14 protein-coding genes are annotated in these 14,033 nt (G+C 65.7%); 3 read left to right on the forward strand and 11 right to left on the reverse strand.

Annotated features, from left to right (window positions below):
* Positions 1-34: 34 nt before the first annotated feature.
* From KUV82_RS11015 to fsa, 7 genes are read right to left on the reverse strand one after another with little or no spacing between them, the layout of a single operon-like run.
* A complete protein-coding gene (locus KUV82_RS11015; protein WP_219954316.1) occupies positions 35-493 on the reverse strand; it encodes an RES domain-containing protein in 459 nt (152 codons plus the stop codon).
* Positions 493-810, reverse strand: a complete 318-nt coding sequence (locus tag KUV82_RS11020) for an endonuclease domain-containing protein (RefSeq protein WP_219954317.1) — start codon at positions 808-810, stop codon at positions 493-495. The genes KUV82_RS11015 and KUV82_RS11020 overlap by 1 nt, the downstream gene beginning before the upstream one ends.
* Positions 807-2,369, reverse strand: a complete 1,563-nt coding sequence (locus KUV82_RS11025) for a cysteine--tRNA ligase (protein WP_219954318.1) — start codon at positions 2,367-2,369, stop codon at positions 807-809. The genes KUV82_RS11020 and KUV82_RS11025 overlap by 4 nt, the downstream gene beginning before the upstream one ends.
* A gap of 26 nt (positions 2,370-2,395) precedes the next feature.
* Positions 2,396-3,070 carry a nitroreductase gene (locus tag KUV82_RS11030; RefSeq protein WP_219954319.1) on the reverse strand — a complete coding sequence of 225 codons (675 nt, stop codon included), beginning with the start codon at positions 3,068-3,070 and terminating at the stop codon, positions 2,396-2,398.
* A 2-nt stretch (positions 3,071-3,072) separates the two neighbouring features.
* Positions 3,073-3,498 carry a GNAT family N-acetyltransferase gene (locus KUV82_RS11035; protein ID WP_219954320.1) on the reverse strand — a complete coding sequence of 142 codons (426 nt, stop codon included), beginning with the start codon at positions 3,496-3,498 and terminating at the stop codon, positions 3,073-3,075.
* A gap of 4 nt (positions 3,499-3,502) precedes the next feature.
* Entirely contained in the window at positions 3,503-5,323 is a 1,821-nt protein-coding gene (cobT, locus tag KUV82_RS11040; RefSeq protein ID WP_219954321.1) for a cobaltochelatase subunit CobT, read from the reverse strand.
* Positions 5,324-5,333: 10 nt separating this feature from the next.
* The gene (fsa, locus tag KUV82_RS11045) at positions 5,334-5,993 is read right to left on the reverse strand and encodes a fructose-6-phosphate aldolase (protein WP_219954322.1); all 660 of its coding nucleotides are present in this window, start codon (positions 5,991-5,993) and stop codon (positions 5,334-5,336) included.
* Between the two features lie 223 nt (positions 5,994-6,216).
* Between fsa and KUV82_RS11050 the strand changes: the two genes are divergently transcribed.
* Positions 6,217-7,257, forward strand: a complete 1,041-nt coding sequence (locus KUV82_RS11050; protein ID WP_219954323.1) for a serine hydrolase domain-containing protein — start codon at positions 6,217-6,219, stop codon at positions 7,255-7,257.
* Here the strand turns inward: KUV82_RS11050 and KUV82_RS11055 are convergent.
* Positions 7,251-7,946 carry a DUF4197 domain-containing protein gene (locus KUV82_RS11055; protein ID WP_219954324.1) on the reverse strand — a complete coding sequence of 232 codons (696 nt, stop codon included), beginning with the start codon at positions 7,944-7,946 and terminating at the stop codon, positions 7,251-7,253. The genes KUV82_RS11050 and KUV82_RS11055 overlap by 7 nt on opposite strands.
* Positions 7,947-8,010: 64 nt before the next feature.
* Between KUV82_RS11055 and KUV82_RS11060 the strand changes: the two genes are divergently transcribed.
* Both KUV82_RS11060 and KUV82_RS11065 read left to right on the forward strand, forming a co-directional pair.
* Positions 8,011-10,176, forward strand: a complete 2,166-nt coding sequence (locus KUV82_RS11060) for a primosomal protein N' (RefSeq protein WP_219954325.1) — start codon at positions 8,011-8,013, stop codon at positions 10,174-10,176.
* A 34-nt stretch (positions 10,177-10,210) separates the two neighbouring features.
* Positions 10,211-11,776, forward strand: a complete 1,566-nt coding sequence (locus KUV82_RS11065) for a cryptochrome/photolyase family protein (protein WP_219954326.1) — start codon at positions 10,211-10,213, stop codon at positions 11,774-11,776.
* Here the strand turns inward: KUV82_RS11065 and KUV82_RS11070 are convergent.
* From KUV82_RS11070 to KUV82_RS11080, 3 genes are read right to left on the reverse strand one after another with little or no spacing between them, the layout of a single operon-like run.
* The gene (locus KUV82_RS11070; RefSeq protein WP_258319733.1) at positions 11,773-12,159 is read right to left on the reverse strand and encodes a nuclear transport factor 2 family protein; all 387 of its coding nucleotides are present in this window, start codon (positions 12,157-12,159) and stop codon (positions 11,773-11,775) included. The two genes, KUV82_RS11065 and KUV82_RS11070, sit on opposite strands and share 4 nt — an antisense overlap.
* Before the next feature lie 55 nt (positions 12,160-12,214).
* Positions 12,215-12,958, reverse strand: coding sequence for an isocitrate lyase/PEP mutase family protein (locus tag KUV82_RS11075; protein WP_219954328.1), 744 nt, complete (start codon positions 12,956-12,958; stop codon positions 12,215-12,217).
* A complete protein-coding gene (locus KUV82_RS11080; protein ID WP_219954329.1) occupies positions 12,955-13,980 on the reverse strand; it encodes a bifunctional transcriptional activator/DNA repair enzyme AdaA in 1,026 nt (341 codons plus the stop codon). The genes KUV82_RS11075 and KUV82_RS11080 overlap by 4 nt, the downstream gene beginning before the upstream one ends.
* Positions 13,981-14,033 lie beyond the last annotated feature (53 nt).

The raw sequence follows: 14,033 nt of genomic DNA on the forward strand, positions 1-14,033 counted from the left end.
TCACCGGTCCCGGGTCAAGCGCGGATACCGCCCGCTACCCTTGGTATGTGTCCAGCATCGGCGGGCGATGGAGGCATGTGCCGAAATCGAAAGGGCGCAGGGTAAGGGGCGGCACGCTTGTCGCGACCGCGTGCCGCATGTTCATCAGGATGATGTCCCCTTCGGGCAGCACGCGCGAGGCGATGGCGGCGAGCGGCGAGCGGCCGCTTTCGAGCCAGTCGGCAACCCAGGCGCGGATCGGCGCCTCGTCTGCCCCGCTATCGGGAATGCGCTCGGGCACCGCATCGATTTCGGTCCAGCCGAGCACGAAGTCCGTGGGCCGCTTGGCCGGCTCCTCCGGCAGGTAGCGCAGGGCCACCAGCACGGCGAGACCGGCTTCCGAGGTGAAATGTTCGACCGGATGGCCGGGAGGGGAATAGCGCGCCCCGTGACGCTCGGCACCGGCCCCGTCGAGCTTGGCATAGGGCCCGCGGGTCAGTCGCCAGAGCCGCATCAGCGCCCGCTGGAAAAGCGTTCCTTGCGGCGGCTGGCGATGTCGAGGATCGCTTCGGCCACTTCGCTGGCGTTGCGCAGTACGTGGCTGGGCGGCACCTGCATGATGTCAACCTTGTGCTGTTCCTGCCAGCGCTCGCGCGCGCCGTCGGCCTTGGGCTTGAAGGGATCGTCGTCCACTTCGATCGCGAGATGCGCGTCCTCGCAGTAGAACGGCAGGACAAATTCCTCCGCCGGATGGTCGCGCACGAACATCAGCCCTTGCGGTGCATCCTTGAGGTGCTGCCAGAGCAGCGTCTGGGGATCGGCCTTGCTCATAGCTTCCATTCCCATCCAAGCGGGTCGCCGTCCATCGCTTCGACGCCGTTTTCCGCAAGCCTGTCGCGCAGGGCGTCCGAGGTGGCGAAATCCTTCGCCGCCCGGGCTTCCTTGCGCTGGACGAGGATGGCTTCGATTTCATCCTCGCTGATCGCCGCGCCCGTGGGGCGGATGCGCAGGTCGGTGCGGGTGAGCGCGAAGAGGTCGAGGCCGAGGACCCGGTCCATGTCCTCGATCACGGCGCGCTTTACCCCGCCATCCACCTTCTTGACCGCCAGCGCCTCTTCCAAGGCCACCAGTGCAACCGCGGTGTTGAGATCGTCCGAAACGGCGGAAGCGAACTTCTCGCGCATGGGCGCGAACTTTGGGTGAGAGAGATCGCCGGGGTCCGCGTCCTTCAAACGCTCGACCTGCATCACGATCCGCTTCAGCCGTGTCAGCGCCGCGGTCAGGCCGTCCCAGGAAAACTCCAGCTCGCTGCGGTAGTGTGCTTGCAGGCACATCAGGCGGTAGGCGAGCGGGTGGTAGCCCTTGTCGACCAGCAGTTGCAGCCGCAGGAACTCGCCCGCGCTTTTCGACATCTTCCCCGATCGTTCGACGAGGAAGTTGTTGTGCATCCAGATCTTCGCGCCCGAATTGGCCGCGTCCGACAGCCCGCCCGAGCAGCAATAGGCCTGGTTCTGGGCGATCTCGTTCGGATGGTGGATTTCGCGGTGGTCGATGCCGCCGGTGTGAATGTCGAAGGGAAAGCCCAGCAGCTTTTCGCCCATGACCGAGCATTCGAGGTGCCAGCCCGGCGCGCCCTTGCCCCAGGGGCTATCCCATTCCATCTGCCGCGTCTCGCCAGCCGGGGTCTTGCGCCAGATGGCGAAATCGGCCGCGTTGCGCTTGCCCTCGACCGTGTCGATGCGCCCAAACTCCGCTTCTGCTTTCGCGTCCTCTTCGATCTCCCGCTCGATAACCTTTCGTTCGCCCGAGCTTCTTGCAGCCTCAAGCTGCACATCGAGGATTTCCTTTCCATCCACCGCCTCGGAGACAAGATAGGCCCGTCTTTCTCCAGCAAGGCGGCCGTAATCGGCGACGGTCGAGACGTCGAAATAAAGCCCGCTGTCGAGCTCGTAGCAGTGTTCGGGGGCGATCTTGGTGCCCCAGGCGATCATCGCCTCGACATATTCGGTGGCGCGCGGGTGCTGCTTGGGCTGGACGTTCAGCCGCCCAAGGTCACGCTCGAAATCGTCCTGGTAGAAGCGCGCGATGTCCCATGCGGACTTGCCCTCCTTTGCCGCCATGCGCTCCATCTTGTCCTCGCCCTCGTCCGCATCGGAGGTGAGGTGGCCGACATCGGTGATGTTGACGACGTGAGTGAGCGTGTAGCCCTTCCACTGCAGCGTGCGGCCCAGCGTGTCGGCAAACACATAGGCGCGCATGTTGCCGATGTGCTGGTAATTGTAGACCGTCGGTCCGCAGGAATAGACGCGCGCCTCGCCCTCGTGGACGGGGGTGAACGTCTCGATCTCGCGGGTGAGCGAGTTGAACAGCTTGAGCGGCGCGTCGGTCATGCGCAGGCCATTACGAGCGCTGCGACCTACTGCCAACCCTCCCAGCGCACGCTCTCGTCGATCGGGGCGCGCGCGACGGGGAAATTGTTCACCGGCGCGTCCTCGTCGCGGTGGCCGATGGCGATTCCGCAGAAGAAGGTGTGGTCTTCGGGGATATCGACCATTTCACGGATCTGCGGCGAATAGACCGCCCAGGCTTCCTGGTAGCAGCAGTCGAGCCCTTCTTCGCGCAACAAGAGCCCGATGGTCTGCATCCACATGCCGATATCGCTCCACTGCGGCGGGCCCATGTATTTGGGCGTATGGACAAGCATCAGCACCGGCGCCCCGAAGGCGCGGAAGTTGTTGGCGAACCACATCAGCCGCTTGCCCTTCTCCTCACGGGAGATTTCGAGCGCGCCATACATGTCCTCGCCCACCCCGCGGCGGCGCTGTTCATAGGCGCCGTCGAGCTCGGGCGGGTAGACATGATACTCGGGCGCAAAGGCCTCGCGTCCCTTGGGCAGGTCCTGCGCGACGCGGTCGAACAGCTTCTGCATCGGATCGCCGGTGAGGACGATGCCGTGCCAGGGCTGCGTATTGCCGCCCGATGGGCTGCGCTGCGCCTTTTCGAGGATGCGGGTAAGCACCTCGCGCTCGACCGGTTGGTCGGTAAAGGCGCGCACGGAACGGCGGCTGGCTACGGCTTCGGATACGTTCATTGTCACTCCCATTCGAACACGGTCGCGCCGCGTTCCTCCATGTCTCCAAGCGATCGGTAGAAGGCGATTGCCTGCGCGTCATCTCCTTCGGCCGCGAGCCATATCGGCCACAGGCCATGCGCTTTCCCGTAGCCCTGCACCGTGCGCATCAGGCGCGTGGCGATCCCGCGCCGACGAAAACCGTCACGCGTCTCGAGTTCGTTGACGAACAGGTGCGGCAGCTTGTCCGGGTGCAGCACTGAGGTCGCGCTTACGAAACCCACCGGTTGCCCATCGAGAATCGCGAACCACAGGTAATCGCGGTCGCTGGCGAGGAAAGCGCGCGTCTGGTCGGCGATGGGCGGATTGTCGAAGAGGCCTTGCGCCTGCGTTACGAGCGCGTGATCGTCGGGGCCGAGCAAGCGGATCTCAAGGGCCCCGTCCGACAAGCGATCACTCCACCTCGAACAGATCAGCAAGCTGCTCGATAATCGTCCCACCGAGCTGCTCGACATCCATGATCGTCACCGAGCGCTTGTAGTAGCGGGTCACATCGTGGCCGATGCCGATGGCGGCGAGCTGGACGGGTGACTGCTTTTCGATCCAGTCGATCACCTTCCTCAGGTGCCCTTCGAGATAGCCCGCCTGGTTCACGCTCAGCGTGCTGTCGTCGACCGGCGCGCCGTCGGAAATCACCATCAGGATGCGGCGGTCTTCGGGGCGCGCGAGCAGCCGGTTGTGCGCCCACAGCAGCGCCTCGCCGTCGATGTTTTCCTTCAGCAGCCCTTCGCGCATCATCAGGCCGAGGTTGCGGCGCGCGCGGCGCCACGGCTCGTCGGCCTTCTTGTAGAGGATGTGGCGCAGATCGTTGAGGCGGCCGGGATGCGCGGGCCGCCCGTCGGACAGCCACATCTCACGGGCTTGTCCGCCCTTCCAGGCGCGGGTCGTGAAGCCGAGGATTTCGGTCTTCACCCCGCAACGCTCCAGCGTGCGCGCAAGGATATCGGCGCTGATCGCGGCAATGCTGATCGGCCGCCCGCGCATCGATCCCGAATTGTCGATCAGCAGGGTTACGACCGTGTCCTTGAACTCGGTGTCGCGCTCGATCTTGTAGGAGAGCGCATGGCCCGGGCTGACCACCACGCGGGTCAGCCGCGCGGCGTCCAGCAGGCCTTCTTCCTGGTCGAAATCCCAGCTGCGGTTCTGCTGCGCCATGAGGCGGCGTTGGAGGCGGTTCGCAAGCCGCGTCACCACGCCCTGCAGGCCGGCGAGCTGGCTGTCGAGATAGGCGCGCAGCCGGTCGAGCTCTTCGTTGTCGCACAGCTCGGGCGCTTCGACGACCTCGTCGAATTTCTCGGTATAGGGCTTGTAGTCGAAATTTTCGGGCAGCTCGGTCCAGGGGCGATTGGGGCGGACGGGCTGCATGCCCTCCTCGCCATCGTCGGACGGATCGCCGTCGGACATTTCCTGCTCGCCCTCGACGTCCTGGTCGGCATCGCCATCGGCCTCGCCGTCAGTGACTTCACTGCGCGCATCGGAGGACTGCGGTTCGGCCTCGCCCTGGTCTTCCTCGTCGCTGTCCTGCTCCTCGGGGGTTTCGCCTTCCTCGTCTTCGCCGTCCTCGGAATCGGTCGGCTCCGGATTCTCCGGCAGCGTGAGGTCGAGATCGCGCAATATGTCGAGCGTCAGGTCCTGGAAGGCGCGCTGGTCGTCGAGCGCTTCGGCAAGGCTCTCCATGTCGGTGCCGATCTTCGACAGGATATCTTCGCGCACCAGGTCGACGCCGGCCTTTGCCCGCTCTGGCACCGCTTCGCCAGTCAGCGCCTCGCGCAGCATCAGCGAAAGCGCGGTCGGCAGCGGTACTTCGCTTGCTTCCTCCGCGCGCACGATGGCGTCCGAGGCTGTGCGCAGGTTCACCGCGGAATTGAGATTGTCGCGAATGCCGGCAAAGCGCGTCGATCCGATCGCTTCGTAGCGGACCTGCTCGATCGCATCGTAGCAGGCGCGCGCAATCGGTTCGGGCGGCGCACCCTTGGAATGCAGCCCTTCGTTATGGTGGCGCAGCTTGAGCGCAAAGCTGTCGGCAAATCCGCGCGCCTCGGTCGCCTGCTCGCGCGGCAGGTTGCGGCCCGGCAGCGGCACGCGGAAGTTCTTGCCCGCCTGCGCCGGGGCATCGGCGCTCCACGCGACCTCCACTTCCGGTTCGTGAGCAAGGGCGCGCGCGGCGCCGGTCAGCGCCTGCTTGAAGCTATCGAGGGGTGTCCGGTCTGCCACGCGTACCTAATTAGGACGTCGGAATGCTCTGACCAGTCTTTTCCCAGTCCGCGATGAAACCTTCCAGCCCCTTGTCGGTCAGGATGTGCTTGAACAGGCCTTTGATCACGGCCGGCGGCATGGTCGCCACATCGGCGCCAATGCGCGCGCTCTGCAGCACGTGGACGGGGTTGCGGATCGAAGCGGCGAGGATCTCGGTTTCGAAGCCGTAATTGTTGTAGATCAGGCGGATATCGCCGATCAGTTCCATGCCGTCGAAGCCGTTGTCGTCGTGACGGCCGATGAAGGGCGAAACAAAGGTCGCCCCCGCCTTGGCGGCGAGCAGCGCCTGGTTGGCGGAAAAGCACAGCGTGACATTCACCATCGTGCCGTCGCTGGTCAGCTTCTTGCAGGTCTTGAGGCCGTCGATCGTCAGCGGAACCTTGATGCAGACATTGTCCGCGATCTTCCGCAGCGTTTCGGCTTCCTTCATCATCGTTTCATGGTCGAGCGCGACAACTTCGGCGCTGACGGGGCCATCGGTCAGGCCGCAGATTTCCTTGGTCACTTCCATGAAGTCGCGGCCCGACTTGGCGATCAGCGACGGGTTGGTGGTGACGCCGTCGAGGAGGCCCGTGTCGGCCATTTCCTTGATGTCGGCGATGTCGGCGGTGTCGACGAAGAATTTCATGGGCTGCGGACTCCGAAGAAAGAAACGGGCGGCGCGATTCGCCGCGATTGCACCCCCGCATAGCAGGCTCGTTCCGCAGGAACAGACCGGCGCAGGCGCTGTGGACACGATCTGCGCTTTGTCGAAGGCAATGCGCCGTTCGTGCTGTGAGCGCTGGCTATCGCGGCGCGGAACGGTATCTACAGCTGTAGTCAAATTTACACCGGGATGGAGGGACACCCCGATGCGCACAGCCATGATGGCCGCGATTGCCTTGAGTTTCACCCCTGTGAGCGCGCTGGCGCAGGAGGTTTCGCCGCCCAGCGAAGCGCCGGCCCCGCCGCTGACCCGCGCCAACCTTGAGGAGCGGATGGACGCCTACATGGAAGGGCGCCGCGGGCTGGTCCACATCCGGCTCGACGGGACCGAAGTGCTGTCCAAACCCTATGGCATGGCCAACGTGCAGCTCGGTTCCGCGATCGACGAAGACACGGTGTTTGGCATCGGGTCGCGTCCGATCGACTTCACGCTGGCTGCGGTGATGCTCCTCCAGCAGCAAGGCAGGCTCTCCTTCGACGACACGTTGGCGGACCATTTCGACAATGTCCCTGCCGACCGCGCCGGCATGACCATTGCGCAAATGATGAACGGCCAGTCGGGCCTGCCCGATTTTCCCGCCAACGCCAGCGATGCCGATGCGGACCTCACGTGGATCACGCGCGATCAGTTCATCGCGCGCACCATGGCGATCCCGCTGCTGTTTGCGCCGGGCAAAGGCGAAGAGCATTCGCACTGGGCCTTCGGCGTGCTCGCCGCGATCGTGGAGAAGCGCAGCGGCCAGTCCTATGCCGAATTCCTGCGCGCCAATTTCTTCGATCCTGCCGGGATGGAGCGGACTGGCGACTATGGCGAAAGTCGCGGCCTTCCGCTGGAGGCCTTTGCCGTTGGCGGCGGCAAGCAGGTGGGCCTGCCGAATATCCCGCCCAACTGGGGCCCGACATCCTGGCTGGTGCTGGGCAGCGGCGGGATGTTTTCCACGCTATCCGACCTGCGGCGCTTCTACGCATTCCTTATGGAGAGCAACCTGCTGGGCGAGGAGAACACGCGCCGCTTCACCGGTTTCTCGGCGCAAATCGACGGGTCGGAGCGCGGCTTCGAACTGCTCACCTTCACGAGCGAAGGGCGCCGGAACGAGGCCTGGGTCATGCTGAGCAGCGCCAGCCAGCCGGGCGCGCTCGAACCGGTGATCCGCCCGCTATTGGCGCTGGTGCGCGGCGATCAGTAGGTCGAACCGGCTCCGAACACGCCGATGATCAGCGGGTCGCGCGTGGCCTCGGGATTGCGGCGGATGGCCGCTTCCTCGACGCCGATCTCGCTCCAGATGGTGTTGTCGAGATTGTCGGCAAAGCGGGTCGTCGCCCCGGCCAAGTCCACCCCGGTCAGCCCGCGCAGCAGTTCGCCAACCAGCGGATCGCTGGCGACGCGCATCGCACGGCCGAGCTCGGGCACCATGGCCTCGACCAGCGAGCGGCCCATCGCGCCGCGCAGGAAGGTCGTTGCCGCCGTGGGGCCGCCGCGGACCAGTTCCAGCGCGTTCTGGATGCCGATGGTACGCACCGCTTCGGTCACCAGCGGCGCGGCACGCTGCGCGCCTTCATAGGCGATATCGGCGAAGGCGCCTTCGAGCCGGTTCTTGAACAGCGCCGAGGTGAGAATGCGGGTCAGCGTATCGCCGCGTGTTCCCAGCAGGTTGCCCAGCCCGATCCGGTCGACCTGCTGGTCCCAGAACCCGCCGCCTTCGAGCATGCGGGCAAAGGCGCGCTCGCTGGACAGGAACAGGATCCGCTGGACCGCATCGACCAGGCCGAAGCCGGGGATCGCGGAACAGCCCGGCAGGACCGCAAGGCCGCCGGTTGCCGCCATGCCGCCAAGGAAGGCGCGCCGTCCGGTGGGTTTCACGAGAATATCGGTCATATCGTCAGTCCTCTTTCATCCCACCCTTGTTTCGCGCCTATTGCGGCGCCCATATGGCCCGGCAATGAACCGCGTGCGCTGCCTTGTCCTCAACGCTGCCCTAGGTCCCCTTGATTACAAGGTGCCCGAAGGCCTGTCGGTCGCGCCCGGATCGGTGGTCGAATGCCCCCTTGGTCCGCGCACGGTTATCGGGATCGTCTGGGAAGCGGAACGGCTGCCCGGGACCGAGGTTCCGGCGGAAAAGCTGCGGCCTTTGAGAGGGATACTGCCGGTCCCGCCACTTTCCGCAGGATTACGGCGGCTTATCGAATGGACCGCGGATTACTACGTAGCCTCGCTCGCCAGCGTGGCGCGCATGGCGCTCTCCTCAGGCGGCGCGCTCAAGGGGCCGGCGACGATGACCGAATACCGCCTCACCGGCGGCATGCCCGAACGCATGACCCCGCAGAGGCAGGCGGCAATGGAAGCGCTGGAAGGCGAACAGGCCACGATCCGCGAGCTGGCGGGCATTGCCGGCGTCTCGGAAGGCGTGCTGCGCGGCCTCGTGAATCAGGGCGCGCTGGAGCCGGTCGAGGTCGATTGCGACCGCCCCTATGACGAGGCACGCCCGGATTTCGCGCAGGTCGAACTTAGCCCCGAACAGAGCGAAGCCTCCGCCATCTTTGCCGAGGCCGTGCGCAAGGCCGACTTCGCGCCCTTCCTGCTCGACGGGGTGACCGGATCGGGCAAGACCGAAACCTATTTCGAACCCGTCGCCGAGGCGCTGAAGATGGGCCGCCAAGTCCTCGTCCTGCTGCCCGAAATCGCGCTGACGGAAAACTTCCTCCACCGCTTCGAGGAGCGCTTCGGCGCGGCGCCCGTGCTGTGGCATTCCTCGCTCAAATCGACCGAGCGCCGCCGCGCCTATCGCGCCGTGTCCGATGGCAGCGCGCAGGTCGTCGTGGGCGCGCGTTCGGCGCTGTTCCTGCCCTTTGCCAAGCTCGGCCTGATCGTCGTCGACGAGGCGCACGAGACGAGCTTCAAGCAGGAAGACGGCGTGCGCTACAACGCGCGCGACGTCGCCGTGATGCGCGGCCACTTCGAGAAGGTACCGGTGGTCCTCGCCAGCGCGACGCCCGCGCTCGAAAGCCTGCAAATGGCCGAAAGCGGGGTCTATGCGAAGGTCGACCTGCCCAGCCGCTTCGGCGGGGCGCAATTGCCCACCATCGACACGATCGACCTCACGGAGGAAAAGCCGCCGCACGGCATGTGGCTGGCGCAAAGGCTGGTCGACGGGATCGAGGAGCGGCTGGAGCGCGGCGAACAGTCGCTGCTGTTCCTGAACCGCCGCGGCTATGCGCCGCTGACTTTGTGCCGCAATTGCGGCTTTCGCTACCAGTGCCCAAATTGCAGCGCCTGGCTGGTCGAACACCGCTTCACCCGCCGCCTCGCCTGCCACCATTGCGGGCACGAGGCCCCCGCCCCGCAGGCCTGCACCGAATGCGGCGAGCCCGATTGCCTTGTCGCTTGTGGCCCGGGTGTCGAACGCATTGCCGACGAGGTGGCCGAGCGCCTCCCAAATGCACGTGTGTTCGTCGCCACGTCGGACACGCTCAATTCCCCCGGCCGCGCGGCGGAATTCATCGCTGCGGTCGAAGCGCGCGAAATAGACGTCATCGTCGGGACGCAGCTTGTCACCAAGGGCTTCCACTTTCCCGAACTGACGCTGGTCGGCGTGGTCGATGCGGACCTCGGCCTTGAAGGTGGGGATTTGCGCGCGGGCGAGCGGACCTACCAGCAGGTCGCGCAGGTCGCCGGGCGCGCAGGGCGCGGCTCGAAGCCGGGCGAGGTCTTGCTCCAGACCCGCCATCCCGAAGCGCCCGTCATCGCGGCCCTTGCGGCAGGCGACCGCGACGCTTTCTATTCCGCCGAGACTGAAATGCGGCGCGAAGCCGGCGCTCCGCCCTTCGGCCGCTGGGCCTCGATCATCATCTCCTCCGAAGACGACGCCGAAGCGCGTGAGGCCGCCAACCGCCTCGGCGCCTTCCGCCCCGATGTCGCCGAGTGCCTCATTCTCGGCCCGGCGCCCGCACCCATGGCGCTGCTGCGTAATCGCTACCGCTACCGCTTCCTCATCAACGCGCGGCGCAGCGTGCATTTGCAGGACGTGATCCGCCGCTGGCTGGCGCAGGTGAACCACCCGCCCGGCGTGCGCGTGGCGGTGGATGTGGACCCGTACAGCTTCGTGTGAGGCACCAGTGGCGCGCTCGCGCATTGTCCCGGCAATGCCCGATACAACCGACCGCCCCGTCCTCGTTCCCATCCTCGGCGACCAGCTGACCCGTGACCTTGCCAGCCTGCGCGGGCGGGCGAAGGACGATACGGTGGTGCTGATGATGGAGGTCTGGGACGAGGCCACCTACGTCAGGCACCACAAGCAGAAGATCGTGCTGATCTTTTCCGCCATGCGTCACTTTGCCGAAGAGCTGCGCGATGCGGGCTGGACGGTCGACTACGTAAGGCTCGACGCGAAGGACAACGCGGGCAGCTTCACCGGCGAGCTGGCCCGCGCCATCGAGAAGCACGACCCGCGGCTCGTGCGCGTGGTCGAGGCCGGCGAATGGCGGGTGCGCGAGGCGATGGACCAGTGGGCCGACAAGTTCGCCTGCGAAGTCGAGATCCTGCCCGATGACCGTTTCCTGTGTTCGCAGGCCGAATTCGACGAATGGGCCGAGGGCCGCAAGGAGCTCCGCATGGAGTTCTTCTACCGCGAAATGCGCCGCAAGACAGGCCTTCTCATGGATGGCGACAAACCCGAAGGCGGTGAGTGGAATTACGACAGCGAGAACCGCAAGCCACCCAAGGAGGGGCTCTCCGCGCCCGAGCGCCCCAAGTTCGAACCGGACGCCATCACGCAGAAGGTGATCGATCTCGTCGAGGACCGCTTCGGCGACCACTTCGGCAGTATCGAACGTTTCGAATGGCCGGTGACACGCGAGGAGGCGGAGGAAGCGGCCGACGCCTTCTTTTCCGAGCGGATCGAATGCTTCGGACCCTATCAGGACGCCATGGTCGAAGGGGAAGACGACCTGTTCCACTCGATGCTTTCGACCAGCATCAACCTCGGCCTGCTCGACCCGCTGGACCTCTGCCGCCGCGCGGAGCAGGCCTACAGGGACGGCAAGGCCCCGCTCAATTCGGTCGAGGGGTTCATTCGCCAGATCATCGGCTGGCGCGAATATGTGCGCGGCTTCTACTTCCACCAGATGCCGCATCTGCAAAAGGCCAACGCGCTCAACGCCCAGCGGGGCTTGCCCGAATTTTACTGGACCGGCGAGACCGACATGGCCTGCCTTGCCGACAGCATCCGTTCGACGCGCGAGAACGCGCATGCGCACCATATCCAGCGGCTGATGGTTCTCGGCAATTTTGCCCTGCTGGCAGGCGTGAACCCGCGCGATGTGCAGGACTGGTACCTTGCCGTTTACGCCGACGCCTACGAATGGGTGGAGCTGCCCAATGTGAGCGCGATGGTGCTTTACGCCGATGGCGGCAAGCTGGCCTCCAAACCCTATGCGGCGAGCGGAAACTACATCAACAAGATGAGCAATTACTGCTCGGGCTGCCGCTATTCGGTGAGCAAGAAAACCGGCGACGGCGCCTGCCCCTTCAACCCGCTCTACTGGCACTTCATGCACCGCCACCGCGAGCGGCTGGAGAAGAACCCGCGCATCGGGCGGATCTATTCCACCTGGGACCGCATGGGTGAGGAAAAGCAGGCGGAGTATCTGGAGAGTGCGGAGGCCTTCCTCGACACTTTGGAGCCCGCCAGCGACGGCTGGGCGCGCTAGCCGCCGAGCGCCTTGAGCACCGCGGCCGCGCGCGCGGTGTCCAGATATTCGCGCAGTTCGGTGACCACGCCGCCCTTTATCTCGGCCACGACGCAGGCCGGGATCAGGACCTCGGTGCCGTCCGGCAGCGTGCCGCAGACATCGTGCTCCTCGACGAAACCGGTGGCGGTCTCGGAGCATGTGATATTGGCGTAGCGATAGCCGCTGACCACAGATCGGAAGGCGGTCGCAAACTTCAGCAGGGTTTCGCGGTCCATCGGCGGCCCGCCATTCTGGATGCCGCGAAAATCCTCCGCCAGCAGTCGGAGCGCGGTCTCGTTGTCGCCGGTCTCAAAGGCGGTGAACAGAGCCCTTGCTACGTCGGCGTTGGAACGGGTGGTCACGGCTGCTCTCCTCCTGCATCGCAAGACTTCGTTCCTAACTGCGGATCGCGGCCCGTCAAATCGCCATAGCCGCGCGCGCCGCTTCGGTGAGCTGCTCCATCGCCGCCGCCCAGGGGCCGTGGCCATGGCTGATACGCGCAACGCCCAGCGCCGCGAGTTCGGCCGTGGTCCCGCGTCCCGGTGCCCACAGAACGTTGACGGGCAGCGGCGAGGAATCGCAGATCGCACGGATGATGGCGTGGTCGCCGAGGAAGGGGACGAACAGGCTCTTGGCGCCCGCATCGGCATAGGCCTGCGCGCGCTCAGTTACCTCGTCAATCATGGCCCCCGAATAGTCGGCCGGATCGACGCCGCGATAGACGTCGGTTCGTGCGTTCACATGGATGCCCGTTCCGGCCGCGGCTGCTATGCGGTCCGCGGCCTCGGCGACGCTCAGCAGTGCGACCTTGTCCGGCATGCGGTCTTCCATGTTGATCCCGGCGGCGCCCAGTTCGAACGCCTGGCGGACAGAGGCCGCGACCTCTTCCGGCGTGTCGCCATAACCCGCTTCCATGTCGATAGTGACCGGAAGATCGGTTACCGAGAGGATGCGCTTCAGGTTCTCGAGCACAATCTCGATCGGCAGCGTTTCGCCGTCACTAAAGCCGTTCGCCTCGGCGACGCCGTAGCTGCCTGTTGCAATTGCCTTGGCCCCTGCCGCAGCGACAGCGCGCGCTGAGCCGGCGTCCCAGATATTGTAGAGCACCAGCGGATCGCCCTTCACGTGGAGGGCGGTGAATGCTGCAATCTTGTCCGTCATTTCGCTTCCCTCTTGAGCAGTTCGCGCTTGATATCTGGCCCGTAGGCGTAGCCGCCGATGGAGCCATCGGCCTGCACCACACGGTGGCAGGGGATCAGCACCGCGATATTGTTCGCGCCGTTCGCGCTGCCGACCGCGCGGCTGGCCTTGGGCTTGCCGAGCATGGCGGCCTGCTGGCCATAGGAGCGTGTCTCGCCCGGCGGGATCTCGCGCAGGGCCTGCCAGCAAGCCTGCTGGAAAGCCGTGCCCTTCACATCGAGCGGGATGTCCGCGCCTGTGCCGCCTGCGGGGTCCTCGACCGCAGCGGTGACGCGTTCGAACAGCGCGCGGAATTCCTCGCCGCCTTCGACCAGCTCGGCCTTGGGGAAGCGCCTGCGCAGGTCTTCCGCACTTTCGTTGAAGCTGAGGCAGCACACGCCGATCTCGGTCGCGGCGACCAGCATGGAGCCGAGCGTCGTATCGATCAGCGCATAGTGGATCGTGCGCCCTGCCCCGCCGTTCTTCCAGTCGCTCGCGGTCATACCCATCTTGCCCTCCATCGCGGCGTAGAAGCGGCTCGGCGTCTCGAAGCCTGCGTCGTAAATCGCATCGGTCACCCGGCTGGCCGAACCCAGCGCCTCTTTCGCCCGCTCTTCGCGCAGCGCGCGGGCATAGGCGGCAGGCGAAAGGCCGGTCGCGCGCTTGAACACGCGCTGGAAGTGGCTGGCCGAATAGCCGGTCAGCGTGGCGAGTTCGTCCAGCGTCGGACGCCCATGCGAGCTCTTGATCTCGTCGATCGCCGCAAGCACCGCTGCCTCGTCGCGGCCGACATCGTCGGGCAGGCAGCGCTTGCAGGCGCGCAGGCCCGCCGCGCGCGCTTCGGCGCCGTCGGCAAAGAAGCGCACATTGCCTCGCTCAGGGTGACGTGCGGCGCAGGACGGGCGGCAGTAGATGCCCGTGGTCAGCACGCCCGTCACGAAGCGCCCGTCGAAGGAACGGTCGCGCCGCTTGACGGCGGCCCAGGCTTGGTCGGCATCGATCATCGCTGGTGTTCTCCATAGCTCATGCGACAGGCTTGTGCGCAAGTCGGAAGCGG

The sequence above is a fragment of the Qipengyuania flava genome, from assembly GCF_019448255.1.
Taxonomy (GTDB): Bacteria; Pseudomonadota; Alphaproteobacteria; order Sphingomonadales; family Sphingomonadaceae; genus Qipengyuania; species Qipengyuania flava_A.